Raw genomic sequence first — 19,938 nt, 5'->3', positions numbered from 1 at the left:
CTACTTGACGGCGATGTGCGAGAAGAGGAACCAGCGGTCCTTGTCGAGGCCGCGGCGGATCTCGATCACGACGTCCTGGCTGGCCGGGTCGAGCTCGGCGAGGCCCTCGATCGCGTCGTTCACCTTCTCGGTCGCGAGGTCGATCTGCGCGACCACGTCGGCGATCGCCTCCTCGTAGGGCTGGAAGCCGAGCTTCGGGTTCGCGGCGCCGCTCTTCGCGGCGACGGTCGCGAGCCGGCCGTCGATCGGGAGGCCGAGGGCCACGACGCGCTCCGCCGCGGTGTCGGCCCACTCCTGGGCGTGCGCCACGACGTCGTCGAGCAGCTCGTGCACGGCGATGAAGTTGACGCCGCGCACGTGCCAGTGCGCCTGCTTGCCGTTGACGACGAGCGCGACGAGCTCGTGCACGACGGGGGTGAGGTACTGGGCGACGCCTGCGGCGACGTCGGCGTTCGCGGCGCCGGTCTTGGTGGTCTTCGGTGCGGTCTTCGTGTCGGTCATCGTGTCACCTTCCGTGTGCGTTCGTCTCCTTCAACGCTACGCAGCGGCGCGCGTATTTCAAGGAAGGGAAGGCTCCGCTCACCGGGTCGACACGGATGCCGCGGCGTCGCGCCGCGGCATCCGCTGCATCAGGCCTCGGACTTCGCCGGCGGATGGTGCACGCCGCGGTGCACCTCGTACACGCGAGCGTGACCGGGGGAGTCGGGGTCGTCGGTGATGGGGCGGTCGGCCATGAACTGCCGGATCACGTGCGAGAGCTCGCCGGGATGGCTGAAGTTGATGGCGTGCGCCGCCCCGTCGATGCCGACGACGAGCACGTGGGTGTCGGTGCGCTCGGCGATCTCCCTGACCCGGTGCGGTGAGGGCAGCAGCGGATCCCGGTCGCCGAGGACCACGAGAGTGGGGATGCGCAGCTCGAGCAGCCGCTCGAGCGACGGGTACTGCGTCAGCGCGTGGAACATCTTGAACGTGCTGGGCACGCCGAACCGCATGTAGTCGGGCGTCGCCACGCCGATCATCCTGGCCGGCTCGCGCGTGCCGTCCCGGCTGAGCTGGCCGACCGCGCGGCCCAGGGGCTGGTTGTGCAGCCCGCCCGCGGGGGAGACGAGGATCGCGCGCTCGAGCCGCTCGGGGTAGTGGTAGGCGAACTCGCAGATGACGGGGCAGCCCATGGAGTTGCCGACGAGGGTCACCTTGTCGATGCCGCGCTCGTCGAGGAAGCGCGCCGCCGCGTGGGCGAGGTCGGGCACGTCGAGGGCGTTCTTCGCCTTCCCGCTGCGACCGAATCCCGGCAGGTCGGGCACGAGCGTGTGGAACTCGTCACCGAGCCGTTCCGCCGTGGGAAGGAGGTAGCGGCCGGAGAGGCCGAAGCCGTGCACGTGCATCATCACGGGTGCGTCGGGCGGGTTCTGCGACTCCCGGTAGAAGACGTCGATGCCGTCGACGGTGGTCCACCGCTCGGCGAGCGACGACTGCGGCTTCCTCGGGTGCATCCGTTCGCGATGACGTGCGGATGCCGCGTCGTCGGCCGGTGCGGCCGGCCCCGAGAGCCCGGGCGGGGTCGATCGCCGGCGGACCCCCGCCCATGCGGCGACGGCCGCACCCGCCGCGACGACCGCGACGGCGATGGTGATGAGCACTCGGGTCCGCACGAGGGTCTCCTTCCCGAGGCGCACGCAAGGGGTCGTCCACGGCACAACATACTCCCGGCGGCCGCGATCGTGCAGCGCCCCGTCGGAGGGGCGTTGCGGACCTCGCTCAGGGGTGCGACGGCGGGTGCGGGCGTCGGGAGCGGCGCACAGAGGCGCCGGGAGCCGGCGACGGGCGCGGCACCCGGTCGGTCCACTCGATGATCAGGCCGGCGAGTGCGAGGATGCCGCTGACGGCCGCTCCCCACCAGTAGGGCGTCGCGACCCACAGGGCGTACGCCGACGCGCCGATCGAGAGCACGAACGCGAACGTCATCGTCGTCCACGACGTGGGCAGCCGATTGAGCAGCATCGCTCCGGCGACCACCGCGAGCGTGCCCGCCACGATCGCGAGGATCGCGGCGACCACCGCCGATTCGGGCGACGCCAGCAGCGCGAGGCCGAAGACGACCTGGGTCAGGCCGGCGAGCCACGCCAGGTCGGCGACCACGCGGGTCCGCTCCGAGCGTCGTGCGGTCACGATGGCCTCCTTCGTCGAGGCGCACGCGATGGATGGTTCACGGCACACGCTACGCCGAGTGTGGCCGAGCGACACTGCCCCGTCGGTGGGGTGCCCCCGGTTCGTGGCGGGAGGGGCGTCCGACGTCTAGGCTCCGGAGCCCCGTGCTGGTCGGATGACGAGCCCGGTGTCCAGATCGAGGAGGGGCAGCGACGTCTCCCGAGGATCGAGTGTGTAGCCCCGCCGCCATTCGTCGTGCCGTCGCTCGCGTCCCAGGTAACCCAGCCCCTGGGCGACCATGAAGCCGAGGACGGCGCAGGCGATGAGCGCCACCAATGGAACGACGACGTACGGCACCCGGCGGACCTCGAGCGGAAGCAGCAACGACAGGAAGAACAGGGCGCTCGCGGCGAACGCGATGATCCAGCACCGCACCGACCAGCGGAAGTAGGTCGTGGAATGGGTGCCGATCATCAATCGAGGCGGGGGCATGTCGGTGCGAGCGACGGAGGGGAGCTCGCCTGCCGGATCGGGTTCCACGATCCGAGTATGGGGCACGCTCGACCTCGGTGGAGCGGATGACGGGAATCGAACCCGCGTAATCAGTTTGGAAGACTGAGGCTCTACCATTGAGCTACATCCGCGCGGCGCCCGCGCGCGGGCACCGGACCATCGTAGTACACCGCCGAGGCCGGTCCCGGCAGGCGCGAGCGCGGCATCCGTTCGAGGGAGAACGCGCATGAGCGGGCGAGAGACGGTCGAGGCGCTGATCGCGACGCTGAACGCCGGGAACGTCGACGGCATGGACGACGTGTTCCACGAGGACGCGGTCATGGAATGGCCGCAGTCCGGCGAACGCATCGTCGGCGGTGACAACCGGCGAGGCGTCTATCGGGCTTTCCCGAAGCTGCCCACCATCACGCCGCGCCGCATCATCGGCGAGGGCGAACTCTGGGTCGTCGAGGCGGCGCTCGACTACGGCGACGAGGCCGAGTACCAGGCCGTGTTCATCTTCGAGCTCCGGGACGGCAGGATCGCGAAGGAGACCGCGTACTGGTCGCTCCCGTTCGAGGCGCCCGAGTGGCGCGAGCAGTGGGTCGAGCGCATCTGACTCGATGCAGCGCGGCCGGCCACCCACCGCGGTGACGGCTCAGCGCAGGTCGGCGATCGTGCGCACCACGCCCTTGAGGAGCCGGAGCTGCCGCTCGTACGTCGCGGCGAGCGCGATGAGGATGGCCCCCGCGATACCGAGCCAGAGCCACCACCACACCGCCTCGTAGGCCGTCCGGATCCACGGCCAGAGTTGGGCGACCGCGTGCACGAGCAGCACGCTCCCGCCGAGCAGGAGCGGAGCCTGCAGCCGTCGCACGGCCCCGATCACCACGGCGGCCGAAGCCGCGATGCCGAGGGCGATGAGCCGCCAGAGGTCGGAGTCGATGAAGTCGGCGAGGAGCGGCGGCACGAGCAGGACCGCCAGGCCGGGACCGAGCGCCGGCCAGCTCCCGAGCTCAGGAGAACGGGTCATCCGGATGGCGCCGGCGCCGATGAGGGCGACGCCGACGGGCGCCGTGACCAGGTCGAAGGGGTCCACCTCGCCCGAGACCAGAGCGAGGATGCCGCCGAGCACGAGCACCCCGAGCGAGCTCCATGCGAGCATCGGACCGGCGAACGGCCTGGCCTTCACGGCGGCTCCTGCCACGTGCACGACCGCCAGCGCCGAGAAGAGGACGACGGCTCGCAGCGCCGACCGGTCGCCCGCGATGATCGCGAGCAGGGTCGGGACCGCGGCCACGACGACGGATGCCGCGAGCATGGCCTCCGCGATGACGGCGGGCCGCGAATCCGTCCGTGCCCAGATGACGGCGAGTGCGACCCCCGCGGCGAGCGCGAGCACCGGCCAGAACTCGGCGGGCAGGTCGCTTGACGCCCCGGTGCCGACCGCTCCACCGCGCACCACTGCCGCACCCGTGAGGGCGACCCACCCGGTCGCGACGCCCAGCAGCCGGATCGGCACTCCTCGGCCTCGTTCGGGCAGGAACGAGGAGGCGAGCGCGACGATCGTGCCGGCGGCGACCAGCACGAGCGTGCGAAGCTCGGAGTCCGCGGCCGACGCGACGCTCGGAAGCACGGCCACCCCGGCGGCCGCGGCGAACAGCGCGGTCCGACCGATCGCGGTCGCCGTCGCCGACGCCGCTCGACGCCATGTCACGAGACCGGCCGCGATGGCGAGTCCGACGGCGAGCGGCAGCGTGTACGCCTCGATGTCGTCGACGCCCTCGCCGGACAGCCGGGCCCACACGGCGGCCACCGCGAGTGCGAGGCTCAGCCACGAGAAGTGGCGCGTCTCCGATGCGCCGCCGATCGGATCGCCGTCGAGCGCGGCGAGGATGATCGGCACGGGCGCCAGCACCAGCAGGAGAAGCCACGCCTGATCGCCCGCCGAACCGATGGCGGCGAGCGTGACGACGCCGGAGACCCCGACCGAGGCCCGCCAGGCGAGACGCACGCCACCGTCGGCAGGCAGCACGAGCGGCGCGAGGCCGGCGGCGGCGAGCACGCCGGCGGCCGCGCCGAGCACCGACGGCGGCGCGTCGGGGATGGACGCGAGCACGCGTTCGAGTGCGAGGGCGATCATCACGGGCCCGGTCGCGGCGAGGAGGATGCGCAGGAGTCGTGCCTCGACCAGGCGGGTACCGACGCTCGTCACGACGGCGACGATCGCGGCAGGGAGCCAGCCGAGGATCACGACCCCGACGAGGGCCGCGGGGAGTGCGACCGCGAACGCGCCGACGACCGCGGCGGCCAGCGCCGGCGTCGCCAGGGCGAGGCGGTCACGGGTGACCAGGCGCGGAGCGAATACGAACGCGCCGAGCAGCACGGCCGCGACCGTGCCGAGCCAGAGCCAGCTCGAGGTCCACGGATCCGCGACCTCGACGCCGGAGGCATCGAGCCACGACGGGATCGCGAACGAGGTGACGGCGACGATCACGACCGCGAGCACGAGGTGGGCGGCGCCGACGATCTGCGCCGCGAGCTCGGCCCAGACCCGGGATGCCAGCACGCGACCCGCGATGACCGTGGCCAGGACGACCGCGGTCGCCCACGGCCACACGTCCTCGTTCGACCAGCCGATCCACCACGCGAACGCGACGGCGCCCATGCCGAGGATCGCGAGGACCGCGAGCAGCCCCGGCGCCGTCAGGCGGTCGCGGAGCGCGGCGAACCCCAGCGCGACGACGCCGACCGCGACGAGGATCGCGACCGGCAGGGCGGCGCCCGGTGCCATCGCCCCGCCGATGATCCCGCCGACGAGGGCCGCGGCGACCGGGATGGCGAGGAGCTTCCGTGCCGCCCCCATGAGGAGGAGGACCACGAGGGAGCCGACGGCGATCACGAACGGCACGAGGATCGTGGCGGCGTCGAGGTTCGTCTCCGACGTCCAGCGGATCACGGAGCCATGGTCGACCTGCCACGGCGGGTCGCTCGCCAGGAGCCGCTCGAAGATCGTCGCGCAGACGAGGAACGGGCCCTGGATGGAGGCGACCGCGGCGACGGTGGCCGCGGCGATCATCGCGACCAGTGCGGGGCGGCGGACGATCGCCGGACCCCGCGTGACGGCGGCGAAGACCGCGGCGACGGCGCCGGCCGCGGCCGGCGCGAGCCACGTCGAGACCCCTTCGTCGAGTTCCGTGGCGATGCCGACCGCCGGCGCGAGCGCCATGGCCGCCCCGGCGCCGACGGCAGCGACGACGCCCCAGGCCCGTGCGGCGGGCACCCGCGCTGCGAGTGTGGCGACCACGAGCACCACGCAGGCCGCGGCGACCGCGAGGAACGCCCAGGCCTGGCCCCAGGCGAGCCCGGGGAACGCCCACGCCGCGCTCGCGAGGGCGATGGCGGCGCCGACGAGCCCGGCCGAGCACAGGATGATCCGCTCGGGCGAGCGTGGGAGCAGCCAGACGGCGACGGCGCCGACCACGACCACGGCGAGGCCCCCGAGCCAGGGGCCGGCCCCCGAGTCGGGATCGATGGAGAACGCGAGCAGGAAGGCGGACACGGGTGCCAGCGCAGCGGCGGCGAAGCCCGGGACGCGAATCCGGCTCACGACGCGGGTGCCTGCGAGCAGCGCGGTGACCACGGCGAGTGCGATGCCGGTGTACGCGGATGCCTCGAGTGCGTCGGAGCCGAAGAGCGCGTTCGCGCGCACGATCCACACGTCGAGCAGCAGCAGGACCACCGCGACGGATGCGACCCCCTCGGCCGTGCCCGGAAGGCTCCGCGCCCGCAGCAGCCACGCCACCCCGAGCACGAGGATGCTCGCCGCGGCGATGATCACGGAGCGCACCTCGAGGTTCGCCACGAGGTAGGCGACGAAGAGGAACACGATCGCTGCGACCGAGATGAGCACGACGCCGAGCGTGAGGAGGAGCACCTGCACGCCGGAGCGGCGCCGAGCCGGCGTCGTCGCTTCGGGCGAGGTGATCGGCTCGGCGACGTCCTGCGGCGGGAGCGGCGGTGGAACGACCTGCGGCGCGACACCGGCATCGGGAAGCGGCGGCGGCACGGCCTGGACGGCGACGCCCGTGTCGGGGAGGGGTGGCGGGACGGGGATCGCGATGGGCGATGCGGCATCGGGCATCGCGGCGACCGCCTCGCGCGCGGCCTGATCCGACCGCATGCGATCGATGAACGACCGGCGGGCCTGCTCGTCCTCGTAGATCTCGGTCGCCAGCCGGAACAGCTCCGCCGCTGCCGGCACGGCCACGTCGAGGCCGCACACGTCGCAGCGCGTCGACGCGAGCGGACTGAAGCACGCGGGACACCGTGTCGTGTCCACGAGCCAGGCGGGATCGGCGGGCCAGCGCCGGATGCCTCGAGCTTCGACGCTCGACGGTCGGTCGGTCATGCGCACACTCTGCCACGCGGCATCCGCTCGCCGGCGGACCATCCACAGCGCCCGTTCGGGGGTCACGCGGTGCAACACGGCGTGTCGCACCGAACCCTCCCGCGACACGCGCTCCGATCCCCGTGCAGGAGACGTTCGGGGGTCATGCTCCGCCTGAGGGCCGCGACACGCGCTCCGATCGCCGTGCAGTAGACTTTCCGGGGTCCATCCGCCTGACGCGTGCTTCGGCATGCCCGCGCGGGTGAATCGACGAGTTGAGTCAGCGACTCGGGGCGTAGCTCAGCTTGGTAGAGCGCCCGCTTTGGGAGCGGGAGGTCGCAGGTTCGAATCCTGTCGCCCCGACGGGTCGCCCGAGACGAGACCCGACACGAACTTCCACACAACAGGAGATCCTCCCCATGCCGACCACTTCGGTTGAGAAGCTGAGCCCGACGCGCGCCAAGCTCACCATCTCGGTGACGCCCGAGGAGCTGAAGCCCAGCATCGCCCACGCCTACGAGCACATCGCCGAGCAGATCAACGTGCCGGGCTTCCGCAAGGGCAAGGTGCCGCCGCCCATCATCGACCAGCGCGTCGGCAAGGCCGCCGTGCTCGAGCACGCGGTCAACGAGGGTCTCGACGGCTTCTACCGCGCCGCCGTCAGCGAGCACGAGCTTCGCCCCCTCGGTCGCCCCGAGGCCGACATCGTCGAGTGGCCGAACGAGAAGGACTTCTCAGGCGACCTGCTCCTCGCCATCGAGGTCGACGTGCGTCCCGAGATCGAGCTCCCCGCCTACGACGGCCTCGAGCTCACGGTCGACTCGGTCGAGGTCGGCGATGACGAGGTCAACGAGGAGCTCGAGCGCCTGCGCAGCCGCTTCGGCACGCTCATCACGGTCGACCGCCCGGCCACGACCGGCGACTTCGTGACCCTCGACCTCGTCGCGATCATCGACGGCGCCGAGGTCGACACCGCGAGCGGCATCTCCTACGAGGTCGGCTCGGGCGAGCTGCTCGAGGGCATCGACGAGGCGCTCGAGTCGCTCACCGCCGACGAGACCACCACGTTCGAGTCCAAGCTCCTGGGCGGCGACCACGAGGGCGAGACCGCCGAGATCACCGTGACCGTGACGGCCGTCAAGGAGCGCGAGCTCCCCGAGGCCGACGACGACTTCGCGCAGATCGCCAGCGAGTTCGACACGCTCGACGAGCTCACCGCGAGCCTCAAGGAGCAGGTCGCCCGCAACAAGTCGTTCGGCCAGGGCTCGCAGGCCCGTGACCTCCTCGTCGACAAGCTCCTCGAGCTCGTCGACGTGCCCGTCGCCGACAGCGTCATCGAGGACGAGGTGCACCGCCACCTCGAGTCCGAGGGTCGCCTCGAGGACGACGAGCACCGCGCGGAGGTCACCGAGGCCAGCACCAAGGCCTTCAAGACCCAGATCGTGCTCGACGCAATCGCCGAGGCCGAGAAGGTGCAGGTCAGCCAGGACGAGCTCACCCAGTACCTCGTGCAGGGCGCCGCGCAGTACGGCATGGACCCGAACGAGTTCGTGCAGATCCTGAGCCAGAACGGCCAGATCCCCGCCATGGTCGGCGAGGTCGCGCGCAACAAGGCGCTCGCGATCGCGCTGGGCAAGGTCACGGTGAAGGATGCCGCGGGCAACCCGGTCGACCTCTCCGAGTTCACCGCAGTCCCCGACGCCGATGAGACCGAGGCGGATGCCGCGGCTCCGTCGACCGAGGCCGCCGAGGCGCCCGCCGAGGAGCAGAAGCCGGCCCGCAAGCGCGCCGCCAAGAAGGCCGACGCCGACGAGGCGCCCGCCGAGGCGGAGGCCGAGGAGCCCAAGAAGCCCGCGCGCAAGCGCGCCACGAAGAAGGCCGACGCCGAGTAGTCGGCGATCGATCACCCCGCGGGGCCGGACGGATGCCGTCCGGCCCCGCGTCGTCTCCGGGAGGGATCGTGCAGGACTGGCAGCAGCGGGTCGACGCCGTGTGGGATGCCGCGGGCGAGCTCGGCGGCGACGAGGTCGTCCGCCGCATCGACGCGCTCGCCGCGGAATTGCCCGACGACGACCCGCGCGCGCCGTTCGAGCAGGGGGGCGCACGCGACTCCGCCGGACTCGAGGCCGAGGCGGAGCCGTTCTACCGGCGTGCCCTCGACCTCGGCCTCGACGGTCGGCCACGCGTCGAGCTGCACGTGCAGCTCGCGTCGACGCTGCGCAACCTCGGCCGCCCGCAGGAGGCGATCGCCCTCCTCGACGCGATCGAGCCCGAGTCCGGCGACCTCCGCGACGCCGTGATCGGGTTCCGTGCGCTGGCCCGTGTCGACGCGGGCGATGCCCGGCTCGCGGCATCCGAGGCCGTGGCGGCCCTCGCCGTTCATGTGACGCAGTACCGACGGGCGCTCGGCGCCTACGCCCGGGACCTCGCGGAGAGCGCCGGCGAGTCGCGCGACGGCGCGGCATCCGCCTAGGGCGAACAGCCCCGTTCGCGTGTGTTGCACCGGATAGATTCGAGTGAACGCGACAACGGAAACGGAGCGAAATCCATGGCCGAACCGACACTGCAGCCCGGTGTGTTCGATCGACTGCTGAAGGACCGCATCATCTGGCTCGGCTCTGAGGTGCGCGACGACAATGCGAACGAGATCGCTGCGAAGCTGCTGCTCCTCGCGGCGGAGGACCCGAAGAAGGACATCTACCTCTACGTGAACTCGCCCGGCGGCTCGATCACGGCCGGCATGGCGATCTACGACACGATGCAGTTCGTGCCCAACGACATCGTCACCGTCGGCATCGGCATGGCCGCGTCGATGGGGCAGCTCCTCCTCACGGCCGGCACGAAGGGCAAGCGGTACATCACCCCCAACGCGCGAGTGCTGCTGCACCAGCCGCACGGCGGCTTCGGCGGTACCGCGAGCGACATCCAGACGCAGGCGCAGCTCATCCTCGACATGAAGCGCCGCCTCGCCGAGATCACGGCGGCGCAGACCGGCAAGTCCGTCGAGCAGATCAACGCCGACGGCGACCGCGACCGCTGGTTCAACGCGCAGGAGGCGCTCGAGTACGGCTTCGTGGACCACATCCGCGAGTCGGCGCTCGACGTGTCCGGCGGCGGCGGGACCGACCAGGCTGCGTAGGACGAGAGAAGAGAGAACGAGCGAATGAACACCCCCACCTTCGGCGGCGTCGCGAACGGCGGCCTGCAGATGCCGGGCTCGCGCTACATCCTGCCGAGCTTCGAGGAGCGCACGGCCTACGGCTACAAGCGCCAGGACCCCTACGCGAAGCTCTTCGAGGACCGCATCATCTTCCTGGGCGTCCAGGTCGACGACGCGTCGGCCGACGACATCATGGCCCAGCTGCTGGTGCTCGAGTCGATGGACCCCGACCGCGACATCATCCTCTACATCAACTCGCCCGGCGGCTCCTTCACGGCCATGACGGCGATCTACGACACGATGCAGTACATCCGTCCGCAGATCCAGACCGTCGTGCTCGGCCAGGCCGCGTCGGCCGCGGCCGTGATCGCCTCGGCCGGCACCCCGGGCAAGCGACTCGCGCTGCCGAACGCCCGAGTGCTCATCCACCAGCCCGCCATGGGCGAGGCCGGCCACGGCCAGGCCTCCGACATCGAGATCCAGGCGGCCGAGATCATGCGCATGCGCTCGTGGCTCGAGGAGACGCTCTCGCGTCACTCGAACCGGACGCAGGAGCAGGTCAACGCCGACATCGACCGCGACAAGATCCTGTCCGCCGAGGAGGCCCTCGAGTACGGCCTCATCGACCAGGTGCTCACCTCGCGCAAGAGCTTGCCGGCGCTCGCGCGATAGCCGATCCGACCGCGTGAACGCGGCGGCCGACCGGTCCCGACCGGCTCGTCCGCCGCGTTTCGCGCGTGCGGGGCAGCGGCCGCCGCGGGGTTCGCGGAGCGCGAAACCGCGGCTCCACCCCAATACGGGCGCGCCACGCCGCAACGCTCCGATCTCGGGCTAGGCTCGGATCAGACTCGTCGACAGGGAGGGTTCGATGGCACGCATCGGGGAGAGCGCCGACCTGCTCAAGTGCTCCTTCTGCGGCAAGAGCCAGAAGCAGGTCCAGCAGCTCATCGCCGGGCCCGGCGTCTACATCTGCGACGAGTGCGTCGAACTCTGCAACGAGATCATCGAGGAGCGGCTCGCCGAGGCCGGCGAGACCGAGGTCGGCGAGTTCGAGCTGCCGAAGCCGAAGGAGATCTTCGCCTTCCTCGAGGAGTACGTCATCGGGCAGGATGCCGCGAAGCGCGCCCTGGCCGTCGCGGTCTACAACCACTACAAGCGCGTCCGCGCCCGCACGACCCTCACTCCGGCCGACCGCGCCCACGACGACGTCGAGATCGCGAAGTCGAACATCCTCCTCATCGGCCCGACGGGCTGCGGCAAGACCTACCTTGCCCAGACGCTCGCGAAGCAGCTCAACGTGCCGTTCGCCGTCGCCGACGCCACTGCCCTCACCGAGGCGGGCTACGTCGGCGAAGACGTCGAGAACATCCTCCTCAAGCTCATCCAGGCCGCCGACTACGACGTCAAGCGCGCCGAGACCGGCATCATCTACATCGACGAGGTCGACAAGATCGCCCGCAAGGCCGAGAACCCGTCGATCACCCGCGACGTCTCCGGCGAGGGCGTGCAGCAGGCGCTCCTGAAGATCCTCGAGGGCACGGTCGCATCGGTGCCGCCGCAGGGCGGGCGGAAGCATCCGCACCAGGAGTTCATCCAGATCGACACCACGAACGTGCTGTTCATCGTCGCTGGCGCGTTCGCCGGGCTCGAGGACATCATCTCCTCGCGTGCGGGCAAGCGCGGCATCGGCTTCGGCGCCCCGCTGCACAGCAAGCAAGACGAGGCCGAGCTGTTCAGCGAGGTCCTCCCCGAAGACCTGCACAAGTTCGGCCTCATCCCCGAGTTCATCGGCCGGCTCCCCGTGGTGGCCACCGTCACGCCGCTCGACCGTGACGCGCTCATGGAGATCCTCACCGAGCCGAAGAACGCGCTCGTGAAGCAGTACCAGCGCATGTTCGAGCTCGACGGCGTGGAGCTCGACTTCGAGGATGCGGCCCTCGAGGCCATCGCCGACCTGGCCGTGCTGCGCCAGACGGGCGCCCGCGGCCTCCGCGCCATCATGGAGGAGGTGCTCGGACCCATCATGTTCGAGGTGCCCTCGTCCACCGGTGTCGCCCGGGTGGTCGTCACGAAGGCGGCGGTGCTCGACAACGCGGCGCCCACCATCGTGCCGCACAAGCCGCGTCGCGCCGAGAAGTCCGCGTAGCGGCATCCGACGGCCGTTTCAAGCGGCACGTGCGCCTGCCGGCCGACCGCCTGCACGTTCGTTCACGCGCGGGCGCGATCTGCCCGCTCGGATGCGGCCGACTCAGTCGTAGACGCGCACGAGCTGCCAGTGCGCGCCGTCGTGCTCGACGTCGAACACGTGCGTCTCGCCGTCGTCGGCGCTCGCCTGGAACCGCCACCCCGAGATCGCCAGCGGCACGCGGCCGGGGGAGACGTCGTGGCCCGCGAACGGCGCCCACCAGTCGCAGGGGCCGACGAGCGCCGTCGGCATGTCGGTCACGCGGAAGCGCCGCGCGCGCCACACGAGCCGCTGGGGCTCACCGGCGTCGCTCGTCCAGACCTCGACGAGCTCCTGCACCCGGGGCATGCGCACCTCCACCGCGTTCGAACGTATGTTCGAATGGTAGCACCGGGCATGGCGCAGCGGCAGGTCGCGCGAGGGTGAACTCCAGGAGCATGAGCGACGCTGGCGAAGGCCGCTCGCGCTCTCCCAGTGCGCGAATCCGAGTACGAGAGAGGTCAGGCGAGGTCGTCGTCGGATCGCGCGCCGAAGACGATCTCGTCCCAGCTCGGCATGGAGGCCCGGCCCTTCTTGGCGGGTCGCTGCGAACCGTTCGAGCCGTTCGCGGGCTTGTTCGAGGCGCCCGACGTCTTGCCGCCGCCCCACAGCGCCCGTGCCGCAGCGCCGGGCTTGTCCTCGGGTGCGGCCTCCGCCGGCTGGGACTTCGGGGTCTCCGACGCCTGGGCCGGCGCGGGCGCGAGCGGCAGCGGGAGCTGCGGCTGCTCGGTCTCGGCGGCCGCGGACTCGCGCTCCCCGCGACGGCGCCGGAGCGCCTCGAGCAGGTCGGCGGTCTCGCCCATCGACTCCTTCGGCTCATCGGCGCGCTTGATGGCGGCGCGCGTGACGGCCGGGCTCGAGGTCGCCGGCGTCGCGCGGGCGTAGGGGAGCGGCTCGAGGTGCGGGGCGGTGTCGTGCTCGCCGAACTCGGGCTCGTCGAAGGTGAACGCGCCGCTGTCGAAGCGCGATTCGTCGGCCTCGGGCGCGACGGCGCGGAGCCGGGGGATGAGGCCGCCCTTCAGCTCGCCCTGCTGCGAGAGCGTCGTCGCCTCGCCGTTCATCGGGTGCAGCGACTGCTTCCGCGGCTCGAAGCCCCAGCGGGCGTCGTGGTCGATCGCGTCGGCCGTGAACTCGAGCTTGACGATCCAGCCGCGCTCCTCGTCCTTCCAGCTCGCCCAGCGTTCGCCGTGCGCGCCGAGCTTCGCCAGCCGGTCGCGGATGACGCCGCCGAACGTGGGCGGGTCGTCGTTGGGGTCGACCTCGACCGTGACGTGCACGGGAACGGCCAGCGCGGAGGTCACCACGTGCTCGCGCTCGGCGAGGACCGGGCCCTCGAAGCGGCGGACGTAGTCGACGGATGCCCCGGTGACCTGCGCCACGTCGTCGGCGGAGAGTCCGGAGCGGATGAGCGACTGCACCTCGCGCGGCGAGGGCTTGGGGCCGGTGTGCGTCTCGGGCTGCGCCTGGCGGATCCGCGACTGCAGGACCTCGTCGATCTCGATCCGGAAGCGTGCGCCATCGTCGGAGGCGGCGAGCAGCGCGCCGTTCTCGACTCCGATTACCTTCAGTTCCTGCATCGCGACAAGCCCTTCCGTGCCTTCGTCTCCGCCCAAGGATGCCACGGGCGAAGGGGAGCGTTCGGGAATAGCACGGGCGCGCCGGAAGTTGACGAGGTAGCCGGTCCGCACAGCCGTGCAAGCGGGACGCAAGTGGTTTGCTTACGCCACCGATTTGATGCAGACTATCGCCGCCGAATCTTCGGCGATGAGGAAATGGATGGGAATGGCAACGGATTACGACGCACCGCGCAAGACCGAAGACGACTCCGAGTCGATCGAGGCCCTGAAGGAGCGCGTCCCCGACAAGATGTCGGGTGTGGTGGACGTCGAAGACGCCGACAACCCCGGCGGCTTCGACCTGCCCGGAGCCGACCTCTCCGACGTCGAGCTCGACGTCGTCGTGCTGCCCCCGCAGGCCGATGAGTTCACGTGCGTGAACTGCTTCCTCGTGAAGCACCGCTCGCAGATCGACCACGAGACCAAGCTCGGTCCGATCTGCATGGAGTGCGCCTCCTAGGTCGCGCCCTCCCCGCGCTCAGGCCGTCGTGATCCGTTGATCACGGCGGCCAGTTCTTTGGGCCGACGACTCGACAGCAGCCAGTACGGCGCCGGATCCGCGGGATCGGTGATGGGCACGCGCACCACCGGGTGCACCCATCCGCGGATCACGAGGTACGCGCGCGCGTCGAGTCCCGTGCCGCGCTCGATGCGCGCGGCCGCGTCGAACGCGGCGACCGCCTCGCCCGTGTGATCGAGGGAGATCTGGGCGCGGCCGGCTCGCAGCATCCGATCGCGAACCTCGATGACCGGCGCCGTGAGCGTGAGCGAGCCCACGGCCGCGATGTAGAGGACGATGCCGGTCACGATGCCGGCCGGCAGCGAGACGGGGGCGAGCACGAGGATGCTCGCGGGGATGAGCAGCAGCGTCGCGAGGTAGATCCACGGCGACGGCCACAGCTTCTCGCGGTAGTCGGGCATGGGACTATCAGACCAGACTTCTGCACTACCCTCGAACAGTGACCGATTCCGTCGATGTGCTGATCACGGCCGATCGCGTCCCGTCGTACGCCCATCCGGGCGATGCGGGCGCCGACCTCCATGCCTCCGAGTCCGTCGTGCTGGGCCCCGGCGAGCGTGCCACGGTCGGCACGGGCGTCGCGATCGCGCTGCCCGACGGCTACGTCGGATTCGTGGTCCCGCGGTCGGGGCTCGCGTTCAAGCACGGGCTCACGATCGTGAACGCGCCGGGCACCGTCGACGCCGGATACCGCGGTGAGATCAGGGTCGCACTGCTCAACACCGACGCCAGCGAGCCCTACACGATCGAGGCGGGCGACCGCATCGCCCAGCTCGTCGTCATGCCGGTCAGCCGGGCGCGGTTCGTCGAGGTCGAGCGGCTCCCCGGCAGCCTGCGCGGCGAGGGGGGATTCGGCTCCACGGGATTCGGGGAGCACAAGTCAGGAGTGAACGCGTGAGCGACATCGAGAACGTCGACGACGTCCCCGTCGACCAGCCCAAGTCCGCACCCGAGGACCGGGCCACCGCCGGCCCGTTCGACGAGGCCGAGGCGAACCCCGTGCGGCCCTACGTCGACCTCGGCGGCGTCAAGGTGCTGCCCCGCGAGGGCCTGCACCTGCGCCTCGAGGTCGAGGAGGGCACGAAGCGGGTCGTCGCGATCGGCCTCGACTACGCCAACTCGACCCTGCAGGTGCAGCCGTTCGCCGCGCCGCGCTCCGCCGGGCTGTGGCACGAGATCCGCGCGCAGATCGCCGACCAGATCGCCCGGCAGGGCGGCACCACCACGGTGCGCGAGGGCGCGTTCGGCCCCGAGCTGCTCGCCCAGATCCCCGTCGCCGCCGCAGAAGGCCAGGCCGGGCACATGCGCCTCGCCCGCTTCATCGGCGTCGACGGCCCGCGCTGGTTCCTGCGCGGCGTGATCGCCGGCGAGGCGGCGGTCGACCCGGCCGCGGCCGCCCAGGTGGAGGACCTCTTCCGTTCGATCGTCGTCGTGCGCGGCTCGACGCCCATGCCGCCGCGCGACCTCATCCCGCTCCGCATGCCGGCCGCCTCGTCCGGCGCGCCCACCGCGTAGCGATGCCGGGACCCGACGCCGAGCGCGAGCCCGGGCACGACGAGCGGGCGGATGCCGCGGCGCGGCCGCCGACCGACCCGGCAGCCAGTGCCGCCGGCGCCGGCTCCGCTGACGGCGGCTCCGTCGACGACGTGACGCCCGACGCCCCTGGCGCGGCGACCGCCGGCGCTGCGGGCCCCGACTCCGGGGAATTCGCGCGCCAGTTCGCCGCCGCCGCGGAGAAGAGCGGGCTCGGCGCGATCGCGCGCGAGGAGAAGCTGACCGGCCGCGATCTGCTCACTGCCGTCGGGGGAGTGCGCGGCATCCTCGAGGCGCTGCTGCCCGGCCTCGTGTTCCTCGTGACCTACAGCCTGCTCACCAGCGTCGCGGGCCAGGATCCGCAGGCCGCCCTCGTACCGGCACTCGCGGCATCCGTCGGGCTCGCGGTCGTGTTCACCCTCGCCCGCATCGTGACGAAGGGGCAGCCCACCCAGGCGATCGCCGGACTCATCGGCGTCATCGCGTCGGCCGCGCTCGCGCTCTGGACCGGCGACGCCCGCGACAACTACGTGCTCGGGTTCTTCACGAACGCCGCGTACGCCGTGGCACTCCTGATCTCCCTGCTCGTGCGCTGGCCGGCGATCGGGCTCATCGTGGGCTTCCTCATGGGCGACGGCGTGGCGTGGCGCGAAGACCGGCGCAAGTACCGGGCCGCACAGTTCCTCACACTGGTCTGGATCGGCCTCTTCGTCGCGCGACTCGTCGTGCAGGTGCCCCTCTACCTCGTCGACAACGTCGAGGCGCTCGGCGTGACCCGATTGCTCATGGGCGTGCCGCTCTACGCCCTCGTTCTGGTGTTCACGTGGCTCGTCGTGCGGGCCGTGTACCCGTCGGCCGCGCGCTCGTCGGAGTGATACAGTTATCTCGACGTCAAGATAAATCCGTCCCCATGACGGTGCCGGTCCGTGGCACGCTTAGGTGAGCCTTGCTGGATCAGCCCCCTGTCTGACGGAGAAGATGGAGCGTCGTGCGCGTGCTCGCGCGGCATCCGCGAAGGAGAGGACATCGTGTCTGCAGTGAACAGTTTCGGGGCGAAGGACACGCTCCACGTCGGTGACCAGTCCTACGAGATCTACCGTCTCGACACCGTGCCCGGCCACGAGAAGCTGCCGTTCAGCCTGAAGGTGCTCCTCGAGAGCCTCCTCCGCACCGAGGACGGCGCCAATGTCACGAAGGCGCAGATCGAGGCGCTCGGCTCCTGGGTCCCGACGGCCGAGCCCGACACCGAGATCCAGTTCACGCCCGCGCGCGTGGTCATGCAGGACTTCACCGGCGTGCCCTGCATCGTCGACCTCGCCACCATGCGCGAGGCCGTCCTCGCCCTCGGCGGCGACCCCAACCGCATCAACCCGCTCTCGCCGGCCGAGATGGTCATCGACCACTCCGTCATCGCCGACCTCTTCGGCAGCGAGAACGCCCTCGAGCGCAACGTCGAGATCGAGTACGAGCGCAACGGCGAGCGATACCAGTTCCTGCGCTGGGGCCAGACCGCGTTCGACGACTTCAAGGTCGTCCCCCCGGGCACCGGCATCGTGCACCAGGTGAACATCGAGCACCTCGCGAAGGTCATCTACGACCGCGACGTGAACGGCGTGACCCGCGCCTACCCCGACACGTGCGTCGGCACCGACTCGCACACCACGATGGTCAACGGCCTCGGCGTGCTCGGCTGGGGCGTCGGCGGCATCGAGGCCGAGGCGGCAATGCTCGGCCAGCCCGTGTCGATGCTCATCCCCAAGGTCGTCGGCTTCAAGCTCTCGGGCGAGATCCCCATGGGCGTGACCGCCACCGACGTGGTGCTCACGATCACCGACATGCTGCGCAAGCACGGCGTGGTCGGCAAGTTCGTGGAGTTCTACGGCTCGGGCGTGGCATCCGTGCCGCTCGCCAACCGCGCCACCATCGGCAACATGAGCCCCGAGTTCGGCTCGACCGCCGCCATCTTCCCGATCGACGACGTGACGATCGAGTACCTGCGCCTCACCGGTCGCAGCGAGGAGCAGCTCGCGCTCGTCGAGGAGTACTCGAAGGTGCAGCAGCTCTGGCACGACCCCGAGAACGAGGCCGTCTACTCGGAGTACCTCGAGCTCGACCTGTCGACCGTTGTGCCGTCGATCGCCGGCCCCAAGCGCCCGCAGGACCGCATCATCCTCGCCGACGCGAAGGCGCAGTTCGAGAAGGACCTCACCGACTACGCCGACGTCGAGCACGACCTCGTCGACCTCGAGATCTCCGAGTCGTTCCCGGCCTCCGACCCGCCGAGCAACACCCCTGAGGACGAGTACAACCTGCACGTCCACCACCACCACTCGCACGCCCCGAAGTCCGCGTCGAAGCCGACCCGGGTCGACGCCGCCGACGGCGCGAGCTACACGCTCGACCACGGCGCCGTGACGATCGCGGCGATCACGTCGTGCACGAACACCTCCAACCCGTCGGTCATGCTCGCCGCGGGCCTGCTCGCCCGCAACGCGGTGAAGAAGGGCCTGAAGGCCAAGCCGTGGGTGAAGACCACGCTGGCCCCGGGGTCGAAGGTCGTCACCGACTACTACGAGAAGGCCGGTCTCACGAAGGACCTCGAGGACCTCGGCTTCTACACCGTCGGCTACGGCTGCACCACCTGCATCGGCAACTCGGGCCCGCTCATCGAGGAGGTCTCGGCCGCGGTGCAGGAGAACGACCTCGCCGTGACCGCGGTGCTCTCGGGCAACCGCAACTTCGAGGGCCGCATCAACCCCGACGTGAAGATGAACTACCTCGCGAGCCCGCCGCTCGTGATCGCGTACTCGCTCGCCGGCTCGATGAACTTCGACTTCGAGACTGATCCGCTCGGCACCGACTCCGACGGCAACGACGTCTTCCTCAAGGACATCTGGCCCGACGCGGCCGAGGTGCAGAAGACGATCGACGAGTCGATCAACGAGGACATGTTCACGCAGCAGTATGCGAGCGTCTTCGAGGGCGACGAGCGCTGGCGCACCCTGCCCACCCCGACGGGTGCCATCTTCGAGTGGGACGCGGAGTCGACCTACGTGCGCCGGCCGCCGTACTTCGAGGGCATGACGCTCGAGACCACGCCGGTGACCGACATCGTCGGCGCGCGCGTGCTCGCGAAGCTCGGCGACTCGGTCACCACCGACCACATCTCGCCGGCCGGCTCGATCAAGGCCGACAGCCCCGCGGGCCAGTACCTCACCGAGCACGGCGTCGACCGCAAGGACTTCAACTCCTACGGCTCGCGTCGCGGCAACCACGAGGTCATGATCCGCGGCACTTTCGCGAACATCCGCCTGAAGAACCAGCTCCTCGACGGCGTCGAGGGCGGCTTCACGCGTGACTTCACCCAGGAGGGCGGGCCGCAGTCGTTCATCTACGACGCGTCGATGAACTACCAGGCGCAGGGCACTCCGCTCGTCATCTTCGGCGGCAAGGAGTACGGCTCGGGCTCGAGCCGCGACTGGGCCGCGAAGGGCACGAACCTGCTGGGCGTGAAGGCCGTCATCACCGAGAGCTTCGAGCGCATCCACCGTTCGAACCTCATCGGCATGGGCGTCGTGCCGCTGCAGTTCCCGGCTGGTGAGACGGCGGACTCGCTCGGGCTCGACGGCACCGAGGTCGTCTCGATCTCGGGCCTCGAGCAGCTCAACGAGGGCACCACGCCGCGCACCGTGCACGTGGTCGCCGAGCCGAGCGAGCACTCGCCCGAGGGCAAGCAGACCGTGGAGTTCGACGCGGTCGTGCGCATCGACACCCCCGGTGAGGCGGACTACTACCGCAACGGCGGCATCCTGCAGTACGTGCTTCGGTCGCTCGTCTGAGCCTGCGCCCGTCTGA

The 19,938-nt window shown here is 70.9% G+C and carries 19 protein-coding genes and 2 tRNA genes; 12 read left to right on the top strand and 9 right to left on the bottom strand.

All coding sequences use genetic code 11. The features are described 5' to 3' along the window. The 5 genes from ACWEOH_RS16585 to ACWEOH_RS16565 all read right to left on the bottom strand — a co-directional run bounded on the left by ACWEOH_RS16585 (position 1) and on the right by ACWEOH_RS16565 (position 2,792). The gene (locus ACWEOH_RS16585) at positions 1–501 is read right to left on the bottom strand and encodes a Dps family protein (RefSeq protein ID WP_452032816.1); all 501 of its coding nucleotides are present in this window, start codon (positions 499–501) and stop codon (positions 1–3) included. 128 nt (positions 502–629) lie between these two features. After that, on the bottom strand, positions 630–1,493 hold the full coding sequence (locus ACWEOH_RS16580) for an alpha/beta fold hydrolase (RefSeq protein ID WP_452033904.1): 864 nt from the start codon (positions 1,491–1,493) through the stop codon (positions 630–632). Positions 1,494–1,758: 265 nt separating this feature from the next. Next, positions 1,759–2,169: a hypothetical protein gene (locus ACWEOH_RS16575; protein ID WP_452032814.1), complete on the bottom strand. Its 411-nt coding sequence runs from the start codon at positions 2,167–2,169 to the stop codon at positions 1,759–1,761. Between the two features lie 126 nt (positions 2,170–2,295). Then, the gene (locus tag ACWEOH_RS16570; RefSeq protein WP_452032812.1) at positions 2,296–2,622 is read right to left on the bottom strand and encodes a hypothetical protein; all 327 of its coding nucleotides are present in this window, start codon (positions 2,620–2,622) and stop codon (positions 2,296–2,298) included. A gap of 96 nt (positions 2,623–2,718) precedes the next feature. Next, a tRNA-Gly gene (locus ACWEOH_RS16565) sits at positions 2,719–2,792 on the bottom strand. Positions 2,793–2,887: 95 nt separating this feature from the next. On the opposite strand from ACWEOH_RS16565, the gene ACWEOH_RS16560 reads away from it, so the two are divergent. After that, complete coding sequence (locus ACWEOH_RS16560) at positions 2,888–3,259, top strand: nuclear transport factor 2 family protein (protein ID WP_452032810.1); 372 nt, start codon at positions 2,888–2,890, stop codon at positions 3,257–3,259. A 39-nt stretch (positions 3,260–3,298) separates the two neighbouring features. On the opposite strand, the gene ACWEOH_RS16555 is transcribed toward ACWEOH_RS16560, so the two are convergent. Continuing rightward, on the bottom strand, positions 3,299–7,051 hold the full coding sequence (locus tag ACWEOH_RS16555) for an SCO7613 C-terminal domain-containing membrane protein (protein ID WP_452032808.1): 3,753 nt from the start codon (positions 7,049–7,051) through the stop codon (positions 3,299–3,301). A gap of 268 nt (positions 7,052–7,319) precedes the next feature. Here ACWEOH_RS16555 and ACWEOH_RS16550 point away from each other — a divergent pair. The 6 genes from ACWEOH_RS16550 (at position 7,320) to clpX (ending at position 12,336) form a co-directional block, all read left to right on the top strand. Next, positions 7,320–7,393 (top strand) — tRNA-Pro (locus ACWEOH_RS16550). Between the two features lie 56 nt (positions 7,394–7,449). Beyond that, positions 7,450–8,922 carry a trigger factor gene (gene tig / locus ACWEOH_RS16545; protein WP_452032806.1) on the top strand — a complete coding sequence of 491 codons (1,473 nt, stop codon included), beginning with the start codon at positions 7,450–7,452 and terminating at the stop codon, positions 8,920–8,922. A gap of 68 nt (positions 8,923–8,990) precedes the next feature. Then, a complete protein-coding gene (locus tag ACWEOH_RS16540) occupies positions 8,991–9,503 on the top strand; it encodes a tetratricopeptide repeat protein (RefSeq protein ID WP_452032805.1) in 513 nt (170 codons plus the stop codon). A 33-nt stretch (positions 9,504–9,536) separates the two neighbouring features. Continuing rightward, entirely contained in the window at positions 9,537–10,169 is a 633-nt protein-coding gene (locus tag ACWEOH_RS16535) for an ATP-dependent Clp protease proteolytic subunit (RefSeq protein ID WP_274379505.1), read from the top strand. Positions 10,170–10,193: 24 nt separating this feature from the next. Next, entirely contained in the window at positions 10,194–10,862 is a 669-nt protein-coding gene (locus tag ACWEOH_RS16530) for an ATP-dependent Clp protease proteolytic subunit (RefSeq protein ID WP_148734826.1), read from the top strand. Positions 10,863–11,058: 196 nt separating this feature from the next. After that, positions 11,059–12,336, top strand: a complete 1,278-nt coding sequence (gene clpX, locus ACWEOH_RS16525) for an ATP-dependent Clp protease ATP-binding subunit ClpX (RefSeq protein WP_452032803.1) — start codon at positions 11,059–11,061, stop codon at positions 12,334–12,336. Positions 12,337–12,438: 102 nt separating this feature from the next. On the opposite strand, the gene ACWEOH_RS16520 is transcribed toward clpX, so the two are convergent. After that, positions 12,439–12,723, bottom strand: coding sequence for a hypothetical protein (locus ACWEOH_RS16520; protein ID WP_148734828.1), 285 nt, complete (start codon positions 12,721–12,723; stop codon positions 12,439–12,441). 152 nt (positions 12,724–12,875) lie between these two features. Further along, the gene (gene sepH / locus ACWEOH_RS16515; protein WP_452032801.1) at positions 12,876–13,991 is read right to left on the bottom strand and encodes a septation protein SepH; all 1,116 of its coding nucleotides are present in this window, start codon (positions 13,989–13,991) and stop codon (positions 12,876–12,878) included. A 205-nt stretch (positions 13,992–14,196) separates the two neighbouring features. Between sepH and ACWEOH_RS16510 the strand changes: the two genes are divergently transcribed. Next, complete coding sequence (locus ACWEOH_RS16510) at positions 14,197–14,490, top strand: DUF4193 domain-containing protein (RefSeq protein ID WP_148734830.1); 294 nt, start codon at positions 14,197–14,199, stop codon at positions 14,488–14,490. On the opposite strand, the gene ACWEOH_RS16505 is transcribed toward ACWEOH_RS16510, so the two are convergent. Next, on the bottom strand, positions 14,487–14,951 hold the full coding sequence (locus tag ACWEOH_RS16505) for a DUF3093 domain-containing protein (RefSeq protein WP_452032799.1): 465 nt from the start codon (positions 14,949–14,951) through the stop codon (positions 14,487–14,489). The two genes, ACWEOH_RS16510 and ACWEOH_RS16505, sit on opposite strands and share 4 nt — an antisense overlap. A gap of 38 nt (positions 14,952–14,989) precedes the next feature. Between ACWEOH_RS16505 and dut the strand changes: the two genes are divergently transcribed. The 4 genes from dut to acnA all read left to right on the top strand — a co-directional run bounded on the left by dut (position 14,990) and on the right by acnA (position 19,922). Then, a complete protein-coding gene (dut, locus tag ACWEOH_RS16500; protein WP_452032797.1) occupies positions 14,990–15,448 on the top strand; it encodes a dUTP diphosphatase in 459 nt (152 codons plus the stop codon). Next, positions 15,445–16,065, top strand: a complete 621-nt coding sequence (locus ACWEOH_RS16495; protein ID WP_452032795.1) for a DUF3710 domain-containing protein — start codon at positions 15,445–15,447, stop codon at positions 16,063–16,065. The genes dut and ACWEOH_RS16495 overlap by 4 nt, the downstream gene beginning before the upstream one ends. 2 nt (positions 16,066–16,067) lie before the next feature. Then, positions 16,068–16,958 (top strand): DUF3159 domain-containing protein, encoded by an 891-nt coding sequence (locus tag ACWEOH_RS16490; RefSeq protein WP_452032793.1) that lies wholly within the window; start codon positions 16,068–16,070, stop codon positions 16,956–16,958. A gap of 153 nt (positions 16,959–17,111) precedes the next feature. Continuing rightward, positions 17,112–19,922, top strand: coding sequence for an aconitate hydratase AcnA (gene acnA / locus ACWEOH_RS16485; protein ID WP_452032791.1), 2,811 nt, complete (start codon positions 17,112–17,114; stop codon positions 19,920–19,922). Positions 19,923–19,938 lie beyond the last annotated feature (16 nt).

The sequence above is a fragment of the Agromyces sp. NPDC004153 genome (assembly GCF_053603635.1).
The sequence above is the reverse complement of the archived record's forward strand: the minus strand, read 5'-3'. Positions and strand labels throughout refer to the sequence as shown.